Genomic DNA, 20,545 nt, shown 5'->3' with positions numbered 1-20,545 from the left:
TTTGGGAATTATTTTTTATATTGAATATGATAAATATCACGCCGTCTGTCTTTTAGCTGGCGCACTGTACCGTTTTGGCGCTGTCTTCTGAGAATTTCCAGGTCAACATCGCCGATGACGACCATTTCAATATTCGGGTTTGTTTCGCCAACAATGCCGTCTCGGGCGAATTCAAAATCAGACGGGGCAAAGATGCCTGACTGGGCGTATTGGATATCCATGTTTTCCGTTTGCGGAAGGTTTCCAACCGTTCCCGAGATAACCGTATAAATTTGATTTTCAACCGCTCTTGCCTGCGAACAGTATCTGACACGCAGATAGCCTTGACGGTCTTCTGTACAAAATGGCGTAAAGATGATTTTGGCTCCTTTATCAGCCGCAATCCGGGCAAGCTCAGGAAATTCAATGTCATAACAGATCTGGATCGCGATTTTTCCGCAGTCCGTATCAAACACGCGAACCTGGTCACCTGCGCTGATCCCCCACCATTTGCGTTCATTCGGCGTAATATGGAGTTTGTATTGCTTTTCGATTGTTCCGTCCCGTCTGAACAGGTAAGCGATATTATAAATCTTGCCTTCCTCTTCGACGAAATGAGATCCGCCGATAATGTTGACGTTATACTTCACAGCCAAGTCAGTAAACAGGCTGATGTAATCTTCTGTATACTCGGTAATTCTCTGCACCGCCAAGCTCGGTGACCGTTCCTCAAGGAAAGACATCAGCTGGGTTGTGAAAATTTCCGGGAACACCGCAAAATCAGATCTTGCGTCTGAAGCAACATCGACATAGTATTCTACTTGATTCGCAAATTCCTCAAAGGAATAAATTTTCTTCATTTCGTATTGGATCACACAAATTCTAACAGGGAACGCCGATTTATAATAGCGTTTTGTCTGCTGCGGTAGATAATCGACATTATTCCATTCCATCAGCGTCGCATACTTGATCGAAGCTGTATCATCTGGGAGATAATTCGGGTTAATTCGCATAAGGGTAAAGCCGTTCATCAGCTGAAAAGAAAGAACCGGATCGTATATTTGGTGGCGTGTCACCTGTTCAACATACTCTCTCGCTGTCATTTCATCTGCATATTTATGATAGTTTGGAATCCGTCCGCCTATGATGATGCTTTTCAGATTTAAGCGTCTGGCTAAGTCCTTTCTCGCCTCGTACAAACGGTGGCCGATCTTCATTCGTCTGTATTTCGGGTGCACCATGACTTCAATTCCGTACATATTCAAGCCGTCAGGATTATGGTTGGTGATATAACCGTCATCTGTAATGTCCTGCCACGTATGGCGGTCATCATATTCATCAAAGTTAATCAGGAGACTTGAGCACGAACCGATAATTTCACCTTCGAATTCTGCACAAAACTGTCCTTCTGAAAAATGCTCCAAATGGCTGATTAAATGCTCTCGCTTCCAAGGTTCCATCCCCGGAAAGCAGTCCTTTTGAAGATCGATAATCTTGTCGATGTCTTTCTCTTCGATATTGCGGATAACCATTTTCTTTTCAAACCGGGTCAAATCTAATTTCTCAGACAACCTACTCGCTCCTTTCTAGTTTTGTGAGTTCAGATGATCAAGCAATAGGGCGAGCTCCATTTCCGCCATTGATTCAAGCCTGTGATCATAGTCTTCAAACATCAAGGTGCCCGTTACTTTATTCGGGACAATAACACACTTCATTCCTGCGCGTTTCGCAGCAATCGAACCATTGACAGAATCCTCAAACGCGAGACATTCCGCTGGCGATACCCCCAGGTTCTTTGCCGCCAATAAATAGAGTTCAGGATTCGGCTTCACCTCTTCCACATCATCAGCCGTTTGAATAACTTCAAAATCATCAAACAGGCCGATTTGCTTCAAATGGCCGGACACCCATTTATAATCAGAGCTGGAGGCAAGGCCTATTTTTAAGCCTAAATCCTTTGCCGCATTCAAATACGCTTCGACACCAGGTCTCGCTTTTTCTGATTCCATGCGTTTAGCAAACCGCTCTCTTCTCAATTGTGTGAGCTCTTCATGGTTCAGCTTTTTCCCGATCTGCTCTTCTAAATATTCAAAAGCCCGGAAACCCGCAGCAGTTCCGATGACCTTCCCCCAGACAGATAGCGGCAGCACTGAGCCGTGCTCTTCAAATATTTCCTGAAGAACCTCATATTCGTGTGTTTCTGTATCTAGAATAAGCCCGTCAAAATCAAAAATTAACGCTTTAATCACTGGGTACAACTCCTTTAGTACGAATTGAGACATATGTATACACTCAACTATACCCCGAAACAAGTCTGCTTTCAAAAAGTAAGGTTTTATGTGAAGAAAGAGCCTGCACACTGCAAGCTCTTTCTTATTAATGAATGTTTTGGTGAGAAATGTTTGTCAGCGCTGATCCCGCAGACTCGTTCGACATCTGATTGACTGCCAGGTCTCCAAGCGCAACGATCCCGACTAGATTGTTTTGATCTACAATAGGAAGGCGGCGGATTTGGTGCTGGGCCATCAGCTGCGACGCGTCTTCCAGACTCATATTAGGGTTTCCTGATACGAGTTCTGTTGACATCACTTCTGAAACGGGTGTCTGGCCATCACGGCCCTGAGCTGTAGTTCTTAATGCAATGTCACGGTCAGTCAGCATTCCTTTTAAAACACCTTGCTCTACAACGGGGATCGCCCCGACGTTATGCTGTTTCATTAGAGAAGCCGCTTCCTGAATCGTTTGATTCGGAGAAACGGTTGCCACCTGCGTTGTCATTGTATCTTTAACTGAACTCATTTGTCAGCACCCCTTTCAATCATTAGTATGTTCAGACACGAGCCGTTTAAAAAGGGAGTTAGAGGAAAGGTTTTATGATATGATTTCTCTGATACAAAAAAGAGCTTTTCTAAAAATAGAAAAGCCCTTGCCGCATGATTATATCAGCCTTCTTTGACCGAAAAAGGCTTTGTTAGTCTTCTTTTGAAAGTCAGAAAAAGCAAACGGAAAATAAATCCCAAAATCATTCAGCATCTTGCTGTTTTTTTCAAAAATCGCCTGATCACTCAAATCAGAGTGCGGCGAAGGCTTGGTCAGGATAATATGTATCATTTGAAGACAAGCCATAATTTGAAATGCTTCTTTTAATGTTCCTTGGTAATAATGGTTATTTAAAGACAGAACGCCTTTCTTTTTAAAGCGCTGAATGTCCAGTTCGGAGAAATAAAGAGGAAATACATCATGGATCAGCTCCATAGTCAGCTCCTTGATAAAGCTCTCCTGTTCTGCAGTTGCTGCGTTCACAATTCTCACGTCAATCACCTTTCTTGCCATCGAATATCCTAAGTCTTACTCAAGAATAGCACAGAAAAAAACGCGAAAGCTAAGGTAAGTGTTTCCTATGAGAAACAGCAGCCTTCCGCTTCGAAAAGGAGCCATTTAACATGAACCAAAAAGGCAGAGGGCTTGAGATCCTCATCAATGAAAAACAGGACGGCCAATGGCTGTTTTCCGTACTCAAAACAGCGCTCAAAGCTTCTAAACCAGTGATACAAGACTGGATGTCCCATCAACAGATAAAGGTCAATCACGAATCCGTCTTAAACAATATGATTGTAAAAAAGGGAGACCGCGTGTTCATTGATCTTCAGGAAAGTGAAGCATCTTCGGTCATTCCGGAGTATGGCGAGCTTGATATTTTATATGAGGACAATCATATGCTCATCGTCAATAAACCCGCTGGCATCGCAACGCATCCGAATGAGGATGGGCAAACCGGCACACTGGCTAATTTGATCGCGTATCATTATCAGATAAATGGCGAAACATGTAAGGTGCGCCACGTCCATCGTCTTGATCAGGATACATCTGGCGCTATCGTTTTTGCCAAGCATCGTTTGGCACACGCCATCTTAGACCAGCAGTTAGAGAAAAAGACGCTGAAGCGTACGTATACCGCCATCGCTGAAGGTAAGCTACGGACGAAAAAAGGGACAATTAATTCACCGATCGGCAGAGACCGATCACACCCGACAAGACGCCGGGTTTCACCAGGCGGGCAAACAGCCGTCACTCATTTCAAGGTAATGGCCAGCAATGCTAAAGAACGGCTGTCGCTCGTTGAATTAGAGCTGGAAACAGGCAGAACACACCAAATTCGTGTTCATATGGCGAGCCTCGGCTATCCGTTGACAGGAGACTCGCTTTACGGAGGCGGGAGCAAGCTGCTAAACAGGCAGGCGCTGCACGCCAATAAAGTACAAGCGGTTCACCCGATAACAGACGAGCTCATAGTTGCTGAAGCCCCTTTCCCTGCTGATATGGAAAAACTTTGCCGCACATATTTTTCATGAAGAAAAGCCGCAGGCACTGCCTCGGCTTTTTAAGTCACTCGTTTTCCATATATAATATAGCGTTTCGGGGCATTTCCGACGTATGAAAACGGATAGCAGGTCGTCAGAATAAGCTCCTCCTTTTCATGCTGGAGCGTGATAATAGATGTGTCATCCTTATCGACAATTTTTGTTTTTACAATTTCATATGTGAATTCTCCATATGACAGGAGAAGACGGAGCTGATCCCCCTTTTCCAGCTCTCCCGTCCGGCGAAACACGGTATCCCGATGCCCCGACAGCACAATTTGCCCGTTTTCATCAGGATAATAGCTGTCCTTGTAATGCCCGACACCTTTTTCTAAATCATCAGCATCGGTGCCCTCCACGATCGGAAGCTCTGCATTGATTTTCGGTATTTCTAAAATGCCGCTCGCTTGGCCTGTCTCAGGCTTAAATGATGCTTTGTTCTTTGCTTGATCTGTGCTATTTTTCGTCCCCAAAGGTTCCTGCGGCTTTTCAGCCGCAAGTTTTGCTTCTTTTAATGTCTGTTCCGTTTTCATATTCGTATCGATCAATTTAAAGCCTCCATAGCCTGCGATCACTAGGCCGGCAGCAATGATGAATAGTGGAATAACTTTTTTCACGTTCTGGAGGCGCTCCTTTTTCTTCTGACATATAGATAAGTTCCTGACAATGTCACCGCCGCACCGATTACCATAAAGTTATAGTAGCCCGCTGACGTATCCGGAAGCTGATGATCAGACCCGCTTTCCGCAGTCTCGGTTTGTAACGGCAATGTGCTGATGCTATTAGCAGCGTTTTTTGTGTTATTGATAGGTATTTCATCGAATCTCGAAATGGCTGAAGGCGGCAGCTGATGAACCGGTGCTGTTCCCGGAGTTTCTTTTATATCAGGCAAATCTTCACCTGGCCTTGGATCCTCTTTAATCGGATCCTCCGTCCCCGGATCATCTCCAGGCTCTTCCGTTATCGGGTCTTCTGTTACAGGGTCTTCAATATCACTGGCTTCAGCAAGCTTAATTCTTCCCTCTTTTGTATACGCAATTGGCTCATCAAAACTCTTCACGTACTCAACTGTCGCTTCCAAATCCTCAGGCCCTGTCACCGGATTTTTTCCCAGCAGTCCGATTGGCTGATATTTGGCTCCTGTCGCCGTCGCCATAAAGTTGTTGACGGTCAATGTATATGTGGCATCGGGCTGGATCTCGGTGCCATCTGCCATTTTCATATCAACTGCTTTTCCGGTTTCTTTATTCCACGTATACGTAAACCCGCTGATGCTGTAGTCAGGCCCAAAAACCGGCGAGATTTGAGCATTGATAATCTCTCTTAAATCTTTTCCTTTAATCTCAAGCTTCGTTAACACATTTCCAAACGGCTGAATATTGTAAAGATCTCCCCACGTAATCGGGCCCTTCTTCAACGCTTCACGTATGCCGCCGCCATTCATAAGGGCAAAATCCGTTTTCATGGCAGCTCTCATGCCATCCGCAATCAGGTTTCCAAGAGGTGTATCGCCGTCATTTGAATACCCCCCTTCCATATCAACAGCGGCTTCGCCGACTACCTCGCTGATAATCGGTTCCGCAATTGTTTCGTATTTCTTTAAAATGGCTGACGCGCTGACATCCGGTTCGATTTTACTTTGATCAACATATACGATTTCCGCGGACTTTTTGACAATGTCTTTTGTCGTTTTATCAATCTCTACATCAACGACACCTATCGCTTTTCCATATTCAAACGCTTGAACAATCAGTTTTCCATTCACTTCACCGTTAACAACCTGATGATTATGCGCGGCAAAAATCACGTCAATTTCAGAATCTGTTTTGTTTGCAAGATCAGCAGACTCACCGGTAATGGCGTTGCCGTTTTGTTCAGCTGACATATGTGCGAGAACCGCGATGGCCTTCACGCCTTTTTTCTTGAGCTCTTCGGCCGCCTTATTCACCGCTGTTGCTTCATCTGTAAACTCGATATTTTTTATTCCTTCAGGCATAACCATGCCAGCTGCCGACTGTGTGACAACCCCGATAAAAGCAACGGGTACGCCCTCCACATTTATGATGTCATAAGCCGGCAAAAAGGGCTCTCCAGTTGATTTCATTTTACAATTGGCACATACAAGGGGAAAGTTCTGTCCATCATATCCGCTTGTGCCTTTCGGATGATCACCGCCATTTAAGATTCTCAGCAGTTCATCCGTGCCTTCATCAAATTCGTGGTTTCCCACGGTTCCGACATCAAATCCGATGTCCTCCATCAGTTCTACAGTCGGTTCATCCTGTAGAAGAGAGGAAACTGGAGAGCTTCCGCCGATCATATCTCCCGCGTGCACAATCAGCGAGTTTTTCTTTTCAGCCTTTTTTTCTTTTAAATATGCGGCGGCATAATCCATGCGTCCAAACGTGCCGTCTGCAATTCCATTTCCATCAAGATCAAGCTCATATTGCTGATCGATTTTGCCATGCAAATCATTCATGCTGAGAATTCTAAGCGGCACATGTTCTTGAGGTGCCGTTTGCCTTTTTTTATATCCCGCGCTCTCCGCTTCACTTGCTGAGGCGAAGAAAATTCTGTTTTCCACAGCTATCTTCTTCCAGTCAGCTGGCTGCACATATGTTTTATTCGACGAGTCCCCCACATATCTTGTCAGGCCTTTCCCTTGCTCTCTGGCTCTGAATTCAAACGGCATTTCCATGAGGGGATCGTTTTCATTCCAAATTCCTTTTTGATCTTTTTTTGCAGCGGCTACTGCGGCCTGAAATTGCTGATAATCCTCTTCATTGTCAACCGGCCAAATAAAATACGTCGGAGCATAGCCGTTTTTTACAAGCTCTAAGTTCACGTTTGATCCTGATTCGGTTATGACTTGTCCGAGCAGTCTGCCATAGCTGTCCTTGGCTTCACTCCCGACCTTGACAGTAATTTTATCACCTGGGGACAGAACCGTTTTTAGATAGTCAGATGCTTTTTTGCCAAATCTTAATTGATTTTCATCTGCGTCATTTTTTGGTGTGTGATATGTTTCAGGTGTATCTACATTTACAAACCGGATTTTTGTCGTTCCAAGCACCGGAGATTTAAGATGAATGGTATCGCCGTCAAATACCCGGTCAACAATCCCTTCATATTCTCCCTCTGCAGACGGAGGTGCGGGCTGCTCTTCAAGCAACTTCAGGTCAGCCGATTTTCGCGGAAGCAGCTGAAAGGTTTGGTATCTGCTTAACACACCGGTAAATTCATACCATTTGCCCTCATCAAGCTCGTTTATCACCCCTGTTTCATTCATAACCCGGAGCGTCATTGCATGATGGTCGTCATCAATCATTGGTACATTGTAACCGCCGCCGGCAGGAGAACTTGGAATTGAGGAAACAAAAGCGGTTAGTTTCACAAGGCTTCCTTCATACTGATTACCTAGGCTGCCGTTAATAAGTTCATTGATTGTTAAGTGTTTGGGGGCGGGGAGGGATTGATTTGACTGGTTGATTTTGATGCCTGATGAGCTTGGAACGATTTCTTTCAGCCCCTGGTAAGACGTGATTTTCCCTGTCACCGTGACATCCATACCCTCTTTTAATTCGGGAAATTGTTCAGGGGATGGCGAATAAATGTTAATGCCTCCGGTTTCATCTTGCAAAAAGGTCGACAGCTTCCCGCCTCCGATTGCGTTTTGATCAGCTGTAATGATCCCTTTTATCGTTACTTCTTCATTCAGCCTTCCCCGTGCTTCATTTATGGTCACTTGCTGTTCAGCCGGCGGAGTTTTCGTGTCATCGGTTACGTTCATCGACTGAACGTTTTTAAGTCCTGTCGTGTTAAAGTAATTTTCAAGCTTTCCTTGAACCGTTATCTTTTTCCCAAGAAGAAGCGGATTGGTTTGCAGCCCAAATTGGCTTCTGAAGGCGGAGGGGATTTGCACAGGAAGGATGTGTTCGGGCGATGTCTCGTTTTTACGGTCTGCCAGCGCGACATTATAATCATTTGAAAAAGGGCTTGTCAGCTTATAATGCTGTGGGGAAACAGCCTGGCCGACTGCATATCCTTCGACAAGCGCCTGTCCTTCTTTTTGCTGTATTGCCTTCTCAATCGATATAGGCTGTTGCGGTTCAGCTGCCTTTACAGCTTCGAACGTGTACATTACATTTAAGAACATTAATGCCGTGATCAACACAATATGCAGAATACGCCTCATCATATTTCCTCCCTTATACACATAATGACAACGATTTTGTCTGCTTATCATTTCGACAGACAGCATATAATTCCTTTCAGGCTTCTGCATAATACACGGCAGACTGACACAAAATACAGCTGATCTGAAAAAAAAGGAGGAATTCGGTTTGGATCAGTTCAATCAGCAGCAGCAATCCCAAATGAACAAAGGTATTCCTGGCAAACCGCATAAAAACCACGGCGGACATGAAATGTTTGATATGCATGAGGTGCTTTCCGGAACACTTACTGTGCTTGATCAGTTTATGATGCTGAGACAATTCTGTAAGGATCAAGAATTACTAAACATCCTTGATCGTCAACATCAATTCATCACATCTCAATACAATATAACTGCAGAATGCTTCAAAACAGGAAGCGAACCTTCACAAAAAACAGCAACTTATATGATGAAGGAAGACAACCAGACTGTTTACGGCATGCAGCCGTCACAGCCTAAAAAACCTGTTCAATCCATGAATGATATTGATGACAGCATCATCAGCCGACAAATGCTTTGCGCGATTAAAGCACAAGCTTCTATGCTGACGATGGCTTCTCTGGAAATGACAAATCCGGCCGTAAGACGCGTACTGTCTGCGCAAATTCAGGAGTATGTTGAAATGGCATTTGAAATTTTCCTATACCAAAACAAACACGGCTATTACCAGGTTCCTCAGCTTGATGCGCAGGATATGGAACAGCTGAGAAATTCATTCGCCCCTGCCCAAGGACAAATGCCTCCGACACAAGGCGGAATGGGTCAGCAAGGACTTCACTAATAACAAAGGCATTGGATAGATACTATCCAATGCCGCACTGTTTTTTTCAAATTTTTTCTTAAAATCTTTTTCAAATTGATCAAGACTTTCCTTTGTTGCTGATTTAAACCCTTTTTCAAAGTCCCCTTTTTTTGCCGTTTCCTTAATCATTTCTGAAATAATGTCTTTCCCGTATTTGTCCGTCAGCTCATCGATCATATAAAAGCTTTGCAAATAGACATCAGTGTCATATTCGGCTCTAGCTTCCTGCCAGTCTCGATCAGTCTGCAAACGGTCAAAGGGCACGACAGAAAACGTGATCGGATCTATGAGCAATTCATAGTTCGCAATCCACTCGCTTAACCCTTCATGAAACCATAACGGAAACTCATCGGGATCCGTCTCAAGCTCCTTCAATTTCTGGTGAAACGCATGGTGCGAGTATTCATGAATCAACAATCTCTGATACAAATAAACCGCTACCTCGTCCCCTTCTAACAGTTTCTTTTTCTCTTCAGGCAACAATCCGATCAGCTGCTCCCGTTCAGAATAAAAACCAACTACATCCAATAAACCGGAGTAAGCCTCCATCTGTTTTTCATTAGGAAAAAAAATAATGTCAATAGGCTTTTGATTCGAATATCCAATCATAATCTGATTAATACTGACCGCATATTCAAGCGTTTCTTTCGTCAATGGCAGTAAGGACTTTTCCTTAGAAGTGTAATAAATATCGGCCTGTTTGAATGACTCTTTCTTCATGTGCTTCGTCACTTGTTCTTTTGTTATTCCAGATGCCTGACCTGGAAAAGACAGGATATACATCGCGCTTGATACGATGGCTGAGCTTACAGCCAGCATCACAAGGACTCCGCACAGGAATAGAGCGGATGCCGCACGCTTTCCTATGCCATCCCGCAAACGTCTCCCTCCCTGAGCCGGTCCGTCTTGTACCTTTTTATTTTTACTCTATGCAGCCTGAGTTCGCAGTGTGTCATTAACGCAAAGAAAAAGCCGCACAAATTGTGCGGCTTTTTTATTTATTCAGCGTTAGGGAATACGCGCTGTACAGTTTGTGTAAATTCATCAAATAATCCGGCGATTGGGTCACCATTTTGAATACGTTTTCCATATCCTTGCATACGCTCTACAAAATCAGGGTTAGCTGAAACGTAAACATTATCAATGTTTTTGTCAGTAGATCTTACCTTTTTGGCTATTTTTTTCTTCAGATTGTTTTCTACTGCACCTTTATTTCCATTGGTTAAAACGACTGCAACGTAGGCTTGATTTCCAGCCACAATGATATCGGCATGCTTTACTTCTTTTAGGTCTGTTACTTTATCAGCTGCTTCATCAGCAACCTCAAGTTTTCGGTCGTTGTTATTATCGTCATTTACACGATTGTTATTGACATTATCATTAACATTGTTGTCAACGTTATCCCGATTGTTTACATTCCGCATATCGTCATTGGCCGGATTTCGATAATTTACGTTTCTTACATCATTATTATCACGTCTGCCCTCACCTTGGTCGGCCACACCGCAGCCAGTCATAAGCAAAGGGATAAGAAGCACAGACGCAAGGACTTGTTTTTTTCCAAACATGTGAATTCCTCCTTTATCACTTTACTTATAGGTTTTTCTAACTGGCTTTAATTATGCATGCAAATCTGGAGGAAATGCTTTCCCGGGAAATATAACGGTTAATTTGTCTAACGAGGGGGAAAATATGAATACACTGCAAAGGAGGGATCATGTTGTTCAACCAGCGAAGAGGAATCAGCCCCGCAGCATTGATCATAGGATCAACTATGCTTATTGCTGCATTATCACCTCAGATCCGCCAAAGAATCAGCGGGTTTATCACAGGACAAATGAACAGACGAAATTCAGAAAATAACACGTTTGATGCTTCTAATGTAGGAAACATGGTCAAACAAGCATTTAGCGGAAGCAGCGGTGATAAGCAGCATCAAAGCCAGCGGCAAAATGGCCGTCAGCACCAGCACGCTGGACAGCAGCAACCACAGCATCAGCATACACAGTCTCAAACTAGGCAAACTGAGACAGCCGCGAAAAAAAGACAGCCGCATTATGCTGAACCCATTCATTTTGAACAAAGCGCAATGAATGTCATGGACGACAACACGATGATGGAAATGCTGGAGGACTTAGAACCCGGCCGTTAAAAAAACGTGTAATCCTTGTTTGGGGATTACACGTTTTCATATGTTACGCTTCTTCAGCTTCAATCACTCTGGATTGATCATGAAATGCCCCTTGATCAATTTCCTTTGTGACCTTACTTGTAATAAGACCGGAAGTCATGCTTCCGCTGACATTCAAAGCAGTACGCCCCATGTCAATTAACGGTTCAATTGAGATTAATAAACCTGCGAGCGCGACAGGCATGTTTAATGATGATAAAACAAGAAGCGCCGCGAATGTCGCTCCGCCGCCGACTCCGGCGACACCGAAGGAGCTGATGGCAACGACTGCGATAACAGTGATAATAAACACCGGGTCAAAAGGATTTTGGCCGACAGTCGGAGCAATCATCATCGCCAGCATCGCAGGATAAATGCCGGCACATCCATTTTGGCCGATCGAAAGACCGAACGAACCGGCAAAGTTTGCGATTCCCTCCGGTACACCCATGCTTCTCTGTGTTTTAATATTCAGCGGTAAAGCACCTGCGCTAGACCTTGACGTAAATGCAAATACAAGTACAGGCACCGCTTTTTTCAAATAAATCACCGGATTCAAGCCGCTGAACGTCAGTAGCAGCAAATGAATGATAAACATAGTGATTAACGCGGCATATGAAGCAATCACGAACATGCCCAGTTTTAGAATGCTGTCAAGATCACTCGTTGCAATTGTTTTTGTCATGATGGCCAGCACCCCATAAGGCGTCAGTCTCAAAATGAGTGTGACAACACGCATGACAATGGCATAAACGGCATCAACCAGTTTTTTAAATGTTTCTGCCTGTTCCGGCTGTTTGTGTTTTACGCCGAGGAATGCCACTCCAAGGAAAGCGGCAAAAATAACGACAGCGATCGTTGAAGTCGGTCTAGCTCCCGTAAAATCTAAAAACGGGTTTCCAGGCAGCAGTTCAACAATCTGCTGCGGCAGCGTTTTCGCTGTCATATCCTCTGATTTCTGCTGAAGCTCCTGTCCCCGTGAAAGCTCTGTACTTCCTTGGTCAACCTGAATCGCCTGCAGATCAAATGAAAGCGCGGACGCGATACCGACAGCTGCAGCAACTGCTGTTGTTGCTACTAAAATCCCGATAATCAAACCGCTGATTTTTCCAAGATTTTTTGTCAGCTTCAGCTTTGTAAATGCGCCGAGAATCGAAATAAAGACGAGCGGCATAACAACCATCTGAAGCAATTTGACATATCCGCCCCCGGCAATATTAAACCAGTCGGCTGTTTGAATGACTATATTAGAAGTCGGGCCGTAAATCAGCTGAAGCGCAAATCCGAATACAATTCCCAGCCCCAGCGCAGTAAATACACGTTTAGAGAAGGAAACATGTTTTTTCTGCATAACAAAGAGCCCTAAGATAAGTAAAAATAAAATAAATACATGTAATACAACCAGTAAAGTCTCCAAAGCAGGTAAACTCTCCCTTCAAATTTTCTCATTTACTATATTACACTAATTCCGATGGGTCAAGTGCGAATTATTTCAACTTATCAATTCAAGTAAAAAAACCTTATGTAATGCCTTTTTTGTTCTTTTCTTTCCCTTCCATCTTTAGTACCTTATATAAGGGTGATAATATTGCTGAAAGAACTGTTTGTAAATTTGACCATTTTAATCACATTTAATTATCTCTTCACCCACCTGTTTAAAGAAAGGTTAGTACATAAAAAAGACAGCATATCTTTTCAAGCTGTTAAGGGACTGGCCTGCGGTTTACTCGGGGTTATTCTGATGGTTTTTGGATTTACCTATCAGCATTCAATTATTGATCTTCGAAATATCCCTATTATGATTGCCGCTCTTTATGGAGGCTGGGTTTCAACGGCAACGGCCCTGGCCATGATCACTGCAGGCCGCTTGCTGATTACGATGAACACATCTGCACTATACTCGGTTATTATCATTTGTATCGCTGCCATCCCGTCACTCATTGTTTCTAGAAGAAAAAAAGTTCAACTAAAACATGCTTTCTATCTTTTAATAATCACAAATAGCTTGATCTCCTTTTCCTTTTATTTTCTTATAGATTTACATTCATACGAACTTCATTTGTATTTTTGGATCATATCAATAGCGGGCGGCATGCTCAGTTTATATATTATTGATCATGAAACAAATGCACATCTTCTTTTTAAACAATATAAGTTTCAGGCGCACTTTGACTTTTTAACAGGCGTGTATAACCGAAGAAAGTTTGAAGAAACCACAAAAGCTCTGTATCAGCAGGCGGCCGATACCCCGCATTTTCAATTTGCACTGATTTATATGGATATCGATCATTTTAAGACCATCAATGACCAATATGGCCATCATGAAGGAGATCAGGTGCTCAAAGAGCTGGGGTTACGTCTGAAGCAGAGCATCCGAAATACAGATCCTGCCGCTCGGATCGGCGGTGAAGAATTTGCCGTGCTCCTGCCGAACTGTTCTCTTGATAAAGCAGCCCGGATCGCTGAACGGATCAGGAGAACTGTAAGCGATGCACCGATTGTATTAACAAACGGCGAAGAGCTTTCAGTTACGATATCACTAGGGGCCGCTCATTACCCCAATAATACGGAACAGCCAGGATCCTTGCCCATTCTTGCCGATCAAATGCTTTACAAAGCGAAAGAAACGGGACGGAACAGAGTGTGTTTTTCAGAAAAAAAAGAATGAATTCAATGTTCGAATTCATTCTTCCAATCTGAAAGACGTTTCAAAGGCAGAAAAGCCGGGACAAGATCTCCCTGATATTCTTTTTCTATAAATGCCGCTGTATCATCAGCTTGATAAAGCTCAAGAATGGTTTGCAGCGCTTCCCGATCTTGATCCTCCGCTCTGACAACAATCAAATTCATCTCTTCCTCAGACATGAGTCCGCCGCTCTTTAGCGTATGCTTTTTCGGGTTCAAGCCCGCTTTTTTTGCTTCTGATGGTTTCATGACAAACACGTCGGCACCGCTCACTGCATCCTGTTGCCGGACAGCTTTTAATTTCAGGTGTCTCGGATTATCTTTAATCATATCAACTGAACCTGTTCCGTTAAATCCGTTTTTCAGCGTTAGCAAACCCGCTTCCTGGAGCACCGTAAGCGCCCTGCCAAAATCGAACGCTTTATCCGGAACAGAAACGACAGCTCCCCGCGGTATATCTTGGATTCGGTCATATCGTTTTGAATAAATGCCCATGGGCGTTATGTATGTCGTCCCGAGCGGTGCCAAATTAAGTTTGTATTTTTCAGTGAACGACTGAAAATATGAAATGGTTTGAAAGGCGTTGGCATCAATTTCTTTGTTAGCAAGTGCGATATCAGACTCCGCATAATCAGAAAAAGGGATCAGCTGAATATCCAGCCCTGCCTCTTCAGCCTTTTGAGCAATATAGTTCCATATTGCCCCGTCAGACTCAGCAATCCCGATTTTTATCGATTCATGTTCTGCAGACGGTGAACATGCAGTAAATGAAACGAGAAGAACAAGGACGAAACTGCATATAAGCCACTTTTTCATTGTGACCATACTCCTATCTATGTATTAGAGCATGCAAGCAATATCAGACATAAAAATCATACGCTCTCTTAGTTGATAAACGTTGTCATTTGTAATATTGATTAACTTTTACCTTACTCATATCCAATAAGGTTGTCAATTCCTATTACTTATCTTCCCAAAATGAAGGAATACTAAGGCAAACGTATGATCACATATCGAGAAAGCAGATGAATTTCCGCAAATAAATATCAAATTGAAAAATAAATATGGTATTTTCCGAAAAAAGTTTCAATAAGCAGTTGTTTTTTCCGAAGATTACTGGTAGAGTAAAGGTAATTATTTTTGTTCGAACTATCTTTAAGAAGAAAGTTTTGTAAGAGTTTTCGTCTTGAAAGTTTGTTAAGAGCAAGAATAGTGAATTTAAGCGTTATGATCGCTTTAGGAGGAAATTTCATGTTAGAAGGTAAAGTAAAATGGTTCAACTCTGAAAAAGGTTTCGGATTCATCGAAGTAGAAGGTCAAGACGATGTATTCGTTCATTTCTCTGCTATTCAAGGCGAAGGCTTCAAAACTTTAGAAGAAGGCCAAGCTGTTTCTTTTGAAATCGTTGAAGGAAACCGCGGACCACAAGCTGCTAACGTTACTAAAGAAGCGTAAGCATAAATTGATATGAAAAACTGCAGGTGCAAACCTGCAGTTTTTATTTTGACAAAAAAGCTGTTTTGCATAAGCAAAACAGCTTTTTTTATTAGTTTGCAATATCCCGCTTCATGAAGATTCCGAAAGCAAGCAACAAGAAGATGATAAAGTAGATCGCCAGCATGACGAGAGAAAACGTCATAGTCATCCCTTTTATTAACGGTGTGCCATCCACATACTGAGTCAAGTCGACATTAGCAAACAATATATATTTTGCCCAGTCAAATTTCGCTGCAATAAATGCAGTTGCAGTCGTACCTGCAACCAACAAGAAGATGGAAAAACCAACCGCAAGAGAGCTGTTTCTGAATACCGCAGACAGCATAAACGCCATCGTCGCCACCATTAAAGCCGAGACGGATTCAGAAAGATACGTTGTGGCCAAATGCCCCATCATGTTTTGCTCAATGACATGGCCATCCTTATAGATTAAATGAATGTTCGCGGCGGTTTCACCACCCGTCCCGAAGAAGATCAACCCTAATAAAGTAGAACCGATAAATAAAATCAACAGCAACAGGAGCCCAAACAGGAGAACTGTAATATATTTGGACATCAAAATTTGAAAACGGCTGAGCGGCCGAATCATTAATAGCTTAATCGTTCCCCAATTAAATTCGTTCGCGACAATTCCGGCCGCGATGATAATAGTAAACAGACCGGTAAGGATGGTAAAGTTTGCTGAATCCGTTACATAAGACCATACCGTATAGCCCGTGTCACTAGGGATATTATGCTCGATGCGATAGTCGTTGAGTGTGATTGTTTCTTTATACCCATCTTTCAGTGAAGGATCTTCTTTGATTTCTTTCTTTAATTCGGCGTTTTGTGCTTGAAGTTCTTGTTTCCAATGGGAATTTGATTCACCAGCAGAAAAATGATTCGCCAAAAATGCAAATCCAACCATTGTCAGCCCCAGAATTCCGATCATCACCCATGTTCCGGCTCGGCTGAAAATTTTGAGCCACTCATTATAAATCAAATTAAGCATGCTGAACCTCCTCTTTTGTTTCACCTGTCATTTCTAAGAAACGGTCCTCTAATGATTTTGTTATGACCTTGACCTCATAAATACGGATTTGCTGCATCACCAGCAATTCAATAACCGCAGGGACTTCCTCTTTAGCCAGTTTGATTTCTACACCATTTGTCTTACTCAGCAAATCGTACTGATTTAAAACAGCAGCGGCTTCACTCGGCTGCTCAACCTGGAAGAAATATGTATCATTCTCATCAATGTTTTCATCTTTTACATTTTGAATATCGATCAGCTTTCCTTTTTGCAGAATCGCAATTCGATCACACATCAGTTCCATTTCTGACAGCAGGTGGCTTGAAACGATGACAGCCATTCCTCTTTCTCGGGTCAGCTTCTTTAAATGATCTCTGATTTCTCTGATCCCCGCCGGATCAAGGCCGTTTGTCGGTTCATCCAAAATCAGCACTTTCGGATCGTGCAGAAGGCATTGTGCCAAGCCAAGACGCTGTCTCATCCCTAGAGAATATGTTTTCACCTTGTCGTGGATTCTGTCTGTTAAACCGACCAGCTCAACAACTTCATCAATTTTTTCCTTCGTGACACCCTTGACCATCCTTGCGTATTGCTGGAGATTTTTATATCCGCTCAAAAATTTATACAGCTCGGGATTCTCAACGATCGCTCCAATATGCTTAATCGCCTTGGCATATTCTTTCGTAATGGATTGGCCGCAAATGAGGACATCACCTTTCGACAGCTTCATTAACCCCACCATCATCCGGATGGTTGTCGTTTTCCCCGCTCCGTTTGGTCCCAAAAAACCGAATACCTCGCCTTCACGAATCGTAAAACTGAGGTCATCAATGATCGTTCGGCCTCTGATGTTTTTAGTCACGTTTTTCAATTCCAACACTGTTTTCATCATATTCCTCCTCTTTCTAGCAAACTTCCATTTTTGATTTAAACCATTGCAAAACAGACATGCCTTCCTGTTCACGAATATCTTCTACTTCACGCTGCGCAACTTTTTCTCCATTGGCGAGGACGATTACTTCATCTAACAAAGTCTCAATTTCATCAATTTCATGTGTCGCGATCACGACAATCTGCTGCTCAAAATCAATGTACGACACAAGGCTGTTTACGATGGAATCCCTGACCATCGGATCAAGCCCGGAAAAAGGTTCATCAAGCAAGATGACGTCTGCCCGTCTCGCTAAAGCAAGAACGATTTTCAGCCGGCCCCGATTTCCTTTTGATAGCTTTTTGATCTTTTTTTCCGGATTCAGCTGCATCTCATTCAATAGCTTATAAGCCTGTTCTGTTTGAAAATCAGGAAACTGCGACTGATAAAAATTCACCATATCTTTAACAGTGAAATGCGGATAAAACATATCAAGCTCAGTAAGATAAGCCGTTTGACGCACCATTTCTCTCGTAACCTGCTCTTCATCAACTTTCACAAATCCTGAAGTCGGAAACAGAAGGCCAGCCATCATTTTCAGGGTCGTTGACTTGCCGCTGCCGTTCGGTCCGATCAGGCCATAAATCCGTCCGGATGATAGGGTGATTGACACATCATTGATGGCCGTATGGCGGCCGTATTTTTTTGATACATGTTCTAGCTTGATTTCCATTTCAGCCTCCCTCTGTGAATGTTTTAATCCCTTCTACCATTTCCTCTTTCGTTAGCCCCAGCTCTTTCATTTGCTTGACAAAGCCTTCCAGCACCTCTCGTGTCAGCTTGTCTTTCAGCTCGTCTACGATTTCTGCTTTTTCCGCAATAAACGTCCCTTGACCTCTTCTTGTCTCCACAATACCCAGCCTTTCCATCTCACTGTAAGTTCTTTGAATTGTATTGGGATTTACCTTAGTTTGAATCGCCATTTCTCTTACTGAAGGAAGCTTGTCTCCTGGGAGCAGCTCCTTCCTGACCAGCCTATAAAAGATCTGATCAGCGATCTGCAGATAAATCGGTTTCGAGGATTGGAATTGATTGTCCATATTTACACCTCTACTTTACGATCAAGCAGTTTTGAAGCCATGATGAGCAGCAAGAACGTGATGACTATAGCAATAGGAAACCCTAGCACAGACAGATGGATAGGTTTTAGTTCCAATCTCCAAACGTTATGGAAGTGGAAATCAAAATTGCAATAGACTGTTACAGGCCAGAAATGCTTTTGAGATTCAACCAAAGGGCTTATGATGTATTCATCGAAGAATAACCACATTGCGACCAACAGAACCATCGCAGCCCACCGCATTCCGCGCCAATTTCTGAGAGAGTGAAAAACAGTCCAAAACACAATGACTGTTACTGACATATCTAACGAAGAAATAAGCCCATACATATTCAGCAAAGCCACTGTACTCGTTATATCAACTTGATGCTCCAGCAGATTTTTTACAGAGAGCATATGATACATCCATATGCCATAGGCTGTTAATGCCAACTGAATCACAAATTGATAGAGCAAAGATGCTGCCAATTTAGAAGAAAACAGCCAGAAGCCGCCATTTGGATTGTACAGCCAAAGCTGTGATTTCCCTTCCTTGCGAAGGTGATAAAACACAAAAACAGGAGATAAGAAAAGCAGAAAAAAAGCAACTGCAACAAAAAAACCAAAAATGACTAGAGGTTCTTTCGTGCGAGAAGCTATAATATGGCCTGTTCCCAATAAGAAAATGATTCCGCATATCCATACTAGCAGCCACATTCTTGAAAGCTTGATATCTTTCTTTAATAAACCTAAAAAAGAATTCATGTCTTTACCTCCCGGAAAAAATCCTCGGTGTATGAGTAACATAGTACACTAGATCAAGATGGAATACAACATATTCCATGGATTTATTTGATAAAAACATAATTGATGGAAACAGCAAAAAAGGCAAACCCGCATGAGTAAACGGATTTGCCTTTTTCATTACTTTTTCTTATTTTTCATAGAGAGCAGCGCATCACGATAGCTGCGGTCCTGCATTTTGTCACTTTCCTCAGTGACCTCTTCTTCTGCATGAACTTCATCAGAATGCTTAAACTTTTGCAGCGCCTGCCTGTAAATATCATCACCCATTGTGTCACGCTTCTCTTTTGGAGAATCGTTTTTGACAACGGATGGCGTATGCTCGGCAGCCCTTGCTTCAGCAGGGTAATGCGCTTCGTTTTTTTCCTCTTCTGGAGGTGCGATTCTATCGGTTGCTTCTTGCTTCTCAGGTCCAGGTGAGGCGTTGCGGACGTTAAATGTAATAAGGGCCGCAATGACAATGACAGCAGCAATTATTGCTATAATAATGGCCATTTCAACCTCTCCTTACTGTCCTGCTGTTAGGTTTCCTGTGACTTGGCTGACACGTCTTCCCAACGCGCGTCCAAGCTGAATACCTTCCTCAGACATTAACTCATCACTGTCTACCGGACAAGTGACACCTGCTCCGTAATAAGAGCCATAAAGTGCGTTTTCAGGCACGTTGCCAGGCAGTCCGACAACAATCATGCCTTGGTGGAACATCGGCGTGATTAAATTGTGCATTGTCATTTCCAAGCCGCCGTGTGTTGTTGCCGTTGTGCAGAAGACAGCACCGACTTTGTTGATCAGCTCGCCTTCAGCCCACAAGTAGCCAAGTCTGTCGATCCAAGTTTTAAGACCGGAGCTGATTGTTCCGAAATGCCCTGGGCATCCCCAAATAATCGCATCCATATCTTTAAGCTTGCGGATATCAGCCTGATCTACATGGTCGATGAACACTTCAGCCGCGTCGTTTTCTCTCGCGCCTTCAGCAATCGCTTCTGCAAGCACTTTAGTATGTTCGCCTTCACTATCATACACTACATAAATTTTCATTCAGGAAACCT

General features: G+C 43.2%; 23 protein-coding genes. 5 read left to right on the top strand and 18 right to left on the bottom strand.

Translation table 11 applies throughout. From position 1 onward, the window contains the following. Positions 1 to 8 precede the first annotated feature (8 nt). The 4 genes from ACFVP7_RS05115 to ACFVP7_RS05100 all read right to left on the bottom strand — a co-directional run bounded on the left by ACFVP7_RS05115 (position 9) and on the right by ACFVP7_RS05100 (position 3,312). Positions 9 to 1,550 carry a bifunctional GNAT family N-acetyltransferase/carbon-nitrogen hydrolase family protein gene (locus ACFVP7_RS05115; protein WP_042977688.1) on the bottom strand — a complete coding sequence of 514 codons (1,542 nt, stop codon included), beginning with the start codon at positions 1,548 to 1,550 and terminating at the stop codon, positions 9 to 11. A gap of 15 nt (positions 1,551 to 1,565) precedes the next feature. Next, positions 1,566 to 2,228 (bottom strand): HAD family hydrolase, encoded by a 663-nt coding sequence (locus ACFVP7_RS05110; RefSeq protein ID WP_338732948.1) that lies wholly within the window; start codon positions 2,226 to 2,228, stop codon positions 1,566 to 1,568. A 127-nt stretch (positions 2,229 to 2,355) separates the two neighbouring features. Further along, positions 2,356 to 2,778, bottom strand: coding sequence for a CBS domain-containing protein (locus tag ACFVP7_RS05105; RefSeq protein WP_003245462.1), 423 nt, complete (start codon positions 2,776 to 2,778; stop codon positions 2,356 to 2,358). Positions 2,779 to 2,916: 138 nt separating this feature from the next. Then, the gene (locus ACFVP7_RS05100) at positions 2,917 to 3,312 is read right to left on the bottom strand and encodes a YhcU family protein (protein WP_015252484.1); all 396 of its coding nucleotides are present in this window, start codon (positions 3,310 to 3,312) and stop codon (positions 2,917 to 2,919) included. Between the two features lie 110 nt (positions 3,313 to 3,422). Here ACFVP7_RS05100 and ACFVP7_RS05095 point away from each other — a divergent pair, with 110 nt between their 5' ends. Further along, the gene (locus ACFVP7_RS05095) at positions 3,423 to 4,331 is read left to right on the top strand and encodes an RluA family pseudouridine synthase (protein ID WP_336805125.1); all 909 of its coding nucleotides are present in this window, start codon (positions 3,423 to 3,425) and stop codon (positions 4,329 to 4,331) included. A 29-nt stretch (positions 4,332 to 4,360) separates the two neighbouring features. On the opposite strand, the gene srtA is transcribed toward ACFVP7_RS05095, so the two are convergent. After that, positions 4,361 to 4,957 carry a sortase SrtA gene (srtA, locus tag ACFVP7_RS05090; protein ID WP_024572803.1) on the bottom strand — a complete coding sequence of 199 codons (597 nt, stop codon included), beginning with the start codon at positions 4,955 to 4,957 and terminating at the stop codon, positions 4,361 to 4,363. Continuing rightward, positions 4,954 to 8,601, bottom strand: coding sequence for an endonuclease YhcR (gene yhcR, locus ACFVP7_RS05085; RefSeq protein WP_375060427.1), 3,648 nt, complete (start codon positions 8,599 to 8,601; stop codon positions 4,954 to 4,956). Before yhcR ends, srtA begins: the two co-directional genes overlap by 4 nt. Before the next feature lie 82 nt (positions 8,602 to 8,683). Here yhcR and ACFVP7_RS05080 point away from each other — a divergent pair, with 82 nt between their 5' ends. Further along, a complete protein-coding gene (locus ACFVP7_RS05080) occupies positions 8,684 to 9,337 on the top strand; it encodes a spore coat protein (RefSeq protein ID WP_009966881.1) in 654 nt (217 codons plus the stop codon). Here the strand turns inward: ACFVP7_RS05080 and ACFVP7_RS05075 are convergent. Together ACFVP7_RS05075 and ACFVP7_RS05070 are read right to left on the bottom strand one after the other, a co-directional pair. Continuing rightward, a complete protein-coding gene (locus tag ACFVP7_RS05075; protein WP_003245770.1) occupies positions 9,269 to 10,237 on the bottom strand; it encodes a hypothetical protein in 969 nt (322 codons plus the stop codon). The two genes, ACFVP7_RS05080 and ACFVP7_RS05075, sit on opposite strands and share 69 nt — an antisense overlap. A 119-nt stretch (positions 10,238 to 10,356) precedes the next feature. Continuing rightward, complete coding sequence (locus tag ACFVP7_RS05070) at positions 10,357 to 10,926, bottom strand: YhcN/YlaJ family sporulation lipoprotein (RefSeq protein ID WP_003245125.1); 570 nt, start codon at positions 10,924 to 10,926, stop codon at positions 10,357 to 10,359. Between the two features lie 149 nt (positions 10,927 to 11,075). Here ACFVP7_RS05070 and ACFVP7_RS05065 point away from each other — a divergent pair, with 149 nt between their 5' ends. Next, positions 11,076 to 11,510 carry a hypothetical protein gene (locus tag ACFVP7_RS05065; RefSeq protein WP_338732936.1) on the top strand — a complete coding sequence of 145 codons (435 nt, stop codon included), beginning with the start codon at positions 11,076 to 11,078 and terminating at the stop codon, positions 11,508 to 11,510. A 43-nt stretch (positions 11,511 to 11,553) separates the two neighbouring features. Here ACFVP7_RS05065 and tcyP read toward each other — a convergent pair whose 3' ends face one another. Next, positions 11,554 to 12,945, bottom strand: coding sequence for an L-cystine transporter TcyP (gene tcyP, locus ACFVP7_RS05060; RefSeq protein WP_003244685.1), 1,392 nt, complete (start codon positions 12,943 to 12,945; stop codon positions 11,554 to 11,556). Positions 12,946 to 13,116: 171 nt separating this feature from the next. On the opposite strand from tcyP, the gene dgcK reads away from it, so the two are divergent. Next, a complete protein-coding gene (gene dgcK / locus ACFVP7_RS05055; RefSeq protein WP_003233417.1) occupies positions 13,117 to 14,196 on the top strand; it encodes a diguanylate cyclase DgcK in 1,080 nt (359 codons plus the stop codon). A gap of 2 nt (positions 14,197 to 14,198) precedes the next feature. On the opposite strand, the gene ACFVP7_RS05050 is transcribed toward dgcK, so the two are convergent. Next, positions 14,199 to 15,029, bottom strand: coding sequence for a MetQ/NlpA family ABC transporter substrate-binding protein (locus ACFVP7_RS05050; protein ID WP_327845385.1), 831 nt, complete (start codon positions 15,027 to 15,029; stop codon positions 14,199 to 14,201). Positions 15,030 to 15,464: 435 nt separating this feature from the next. Here ACFVP7_RS05050 and cspB point away from each other — a divergent pair, with 435 nt between their 5' ends. Beyond that, the gene (gene cspB, locus ACFVP7_RS05045; protein WP_003224086.1) at positions 15,465 to 15,668 is read left to right on the top strand and encodes a cold shock-like protein CspB; all 204 of its coding nucleotides are present in this window, start codon (positions 15,465 to 15,467) and stop codon (positions 15,666 to 15,668) included. A 91-nt stretch (positions 15,669 to 15,759) separates the two neighbouring features. Here the strand turns inward: cspB and ACFVP7_RS05040 are convergent, their stop codons facing one another. The 8 genes from ACFVP7_RS05040 to ACFVP7_RS05005 are packed head-to-tail and all read right to left on the bottom strand — an operon-like array spanning position 15,760 to position 20,534. Beyond that, positions 15,760 to 16,701, bottom strand: coding sequence for an ABC transporter permease (locus tag ACFVP7_RS05040; RefSeq protein WP_003233421.1), 942 nt, complete (start codon positions 16,699 to 16,701; stop codon positions 15,760 to 15,762). Beyond that, on the bottom strand, positions 16,694 to 17,611 hold the full coding sequence (locus tag ACFVP7_RS05035) for an ABC transporter ATP-binding protein (RefSeq protein WP_024572923.1): 918 nt from the start codon (positions 17,609 to 17,611) through the stop codon (positions 16,694 to 16,696). The genes ACFVP7_RS05040 and ACFVP7_RS05035 overlap by 8 nt, the downstream gene beginning before the upstream one ends. 16 nt (positions 17,612 to 17,627) lie before the next feature. Continuing rightward, entirely contained in the window at positions 17,628 to 18,326 is a 699-nt protein-coding gene (locus ACFVP7_RS05030) for an ABC transporter ATP-binding protein (RefSeq protein ID WP_285299876.1), read from the bottom strand. 1 nt (position 18,327) lies between these two features. Further along, the gene (locus tag ACFVP7_RS05025; RefSeq protein WP_015252495.1) at positions 18,328 to 18,693 is read right to left on the bottom strand and encodes a GntR family transcriptional regulator; all 366 of its coding nucleotides are present in this window, start codon (positions 18,691 to 18,693) and stop codon (positions 18,328 to 18,330) included. 2 nt (positions 18,694 to 18,695) lie between these two features. Next, positions 18,696 to 19,457 (bottom strand): hypothetical protein, encoded by a 762-nt coding sequence (locus ACFVP7_RS05020; RefSeq protein WP_128992567.1) that lies wholly within the window; start codon positions 19,455 to 19,457, stop codon positions 18,696 to 18,698. Positions 19,458 to 19,461: 4 nt separating this feature from the next. Beyond that, positions 19,462 to 19,617, bottom strand: coding sequence for a hypothetical protein (locus ACFVP7_RS05015; protein WP_003233426.1), 156 nt, complete (start codon positions 19,615 to 19,617; stop codon positions 19,462 to 19,464). Next, the gene (locus ACFVP7_RS05010; protein ID WP_003233427.1) at positions 19,617 to 19,991 is read right to left on the bottom strand and encodes a hypothetical protein; all 375 of its coding nucleotides are present in this window, start codon (positions 19,989 to 19,991) and stop codon (positions 19,617 to 19,619) included. Before ACFVP7_RS05010 ends, ACFVP7_RS05015 begins: the two co-directional genes overlap by 1 nt. Positions 19,992 to 20,003: 12 nt before the next feature. Beyond that, positions 20,004 to 20,534 (bottom strand): NAD(P)H-dependent oxidoreductase, encoded by a 531-nt coding sequence (locus tag ACFVP7_RS05005; RefSeq protein WP_003233428.1) that lies wholly within the window; start codon positions 20,532 to 20,534, stop codon positions 20,004 to 20,006. Positions 20,535 to 20,545: the final 11 nt, after the last annotated feature.

It is taken from the genome of Bacillus sp. SG20033, from assembly GCF_044570195.1.
GTDB classification, from domain to species: Bacteria; Bacillota; Bacilli; order Bacillales; family Bacillaceae; genus Bacillus; species Bacillus subtilis.
The sequence above is the reverse complement of the archived record's forward strand: the minus strand, read 5'-3'. Positions and strand labels throughout refer to the sequence as shown.

Bases quoted from the DNA above. Each gene is read 5' to 3' on its own strand.
- ACFVP7_RS05105 (WP_003245462.1), bottom strand. From the start codon at position 2,778: ATGAGTTCAGTTAAAGATACAATGACAACGCAGGTGGCAACCGTTTCT.
- ACFVP7_RS05100 (WP_015252484.1), bottom strand. From the start codon at position 3,312: ATGGCAAGAAAGGTGATTGACGTGAGAATTGTGAACGCAGCAACTGCA.
- ACFVP7_RS05095 (WP_336805125.1), top strand. From the start codon at position 3,423: ATGAACCAAAAAGGCAGAGGGCTTGAGATCCTCATCAATGAAAAACAG.
- yhcR (WP_375060427.1), bottom strand. From the start codon at position 8,601: ATGCTGTCTGTCGAAATGATAAGCAGACAAAATCGTTGTCATTATGTG.
- ACFVP7_RS05070 (WP_003245125.1), bottom strand. From the start codon at position 10,926: ATGTTTGGAAAAAAACAAGTCCTTGCGTCTGTGCTTCTTATCCCTTTG.
- ACFVP7_RS05065 (WP_338732936.1), top strand. From the start codon at position 11,076: ATGTTGTTCAACCAGCGAAGAGGAATCAGCCCCGCAGCATTGATCATA.
- ACFVP7_RS05050 (WP_327845385.1), bottom strand. From the start codon at position 15,029: ATGAAAAAGTGGCTTATATGCAGTTTCGTCCTTGTTCTTCTCGTTTCA.
- cspB (WP_003224086.1), top strand. From the start codon at position 15,465: ATGTTAGAAGGTAAAGTAAAATGGTTCAACTCTGAAAAAGGTTTCGGA.
- ACFVP7_RS05040 (WP_003233421.1), bottom strand. From the start codon at position 16,701: ATGCTTAATTTGATTTATAATGAGTGGCTCAAAATTTTCAGCCGAGCC.
- ACFVP7_RS05035 (WP_024572923.1), bottom strand. From the start codon at position 17,611: ATGAAAACAGTGTTGGAATTGAAAAACGTGACTAAAAACATCAGAGGC.
- ACFVP7_RS05030 (WP_285299876.1), bottom strand. From the start codon at position 18,326: ATGGAAATCAAGCTAGAACATGTATCAAAAAAATACGGCCGCCATACG.
- ACFVP7_RS05025 (WP_015252495.1), bottom strand. From the start codon at position 18,693: ATGGACAATCAATTCCAATCCTCGAAACCGATTTATCTGCAGATCGCT.
- ACFVP7_RS05020 (WP_128992567.1), bottom strand. From the start codon at position 19,457: ATGAATTCTTTTTTAGGTTTATTAAAGAAAGATATCAAGCTTTCAAGA.
- ACFVP7_RS05015 (WP_003233426.1), bottom strand. From the start codon at position 19,617: ATGAAAAAGGCAAATCCGTTTACTCATGCGGGTTTGCCTTTTTTGCTG.
- ACFVP7_RS05010 (WP_003233427.1), bottom strand. From the start codon at position 19,991: ATGGCCATTATTATAGCAATAATTGCTGCTGTCATTGTCATTGCGGCC.
- ACFVP7_RS05005 (WP_003233428.1), bottom strand. From the start codon at position 20,534: ATGAAAATTTATGTAGTGTATGATAGTGAAGGCGAACATACTAAAGTG.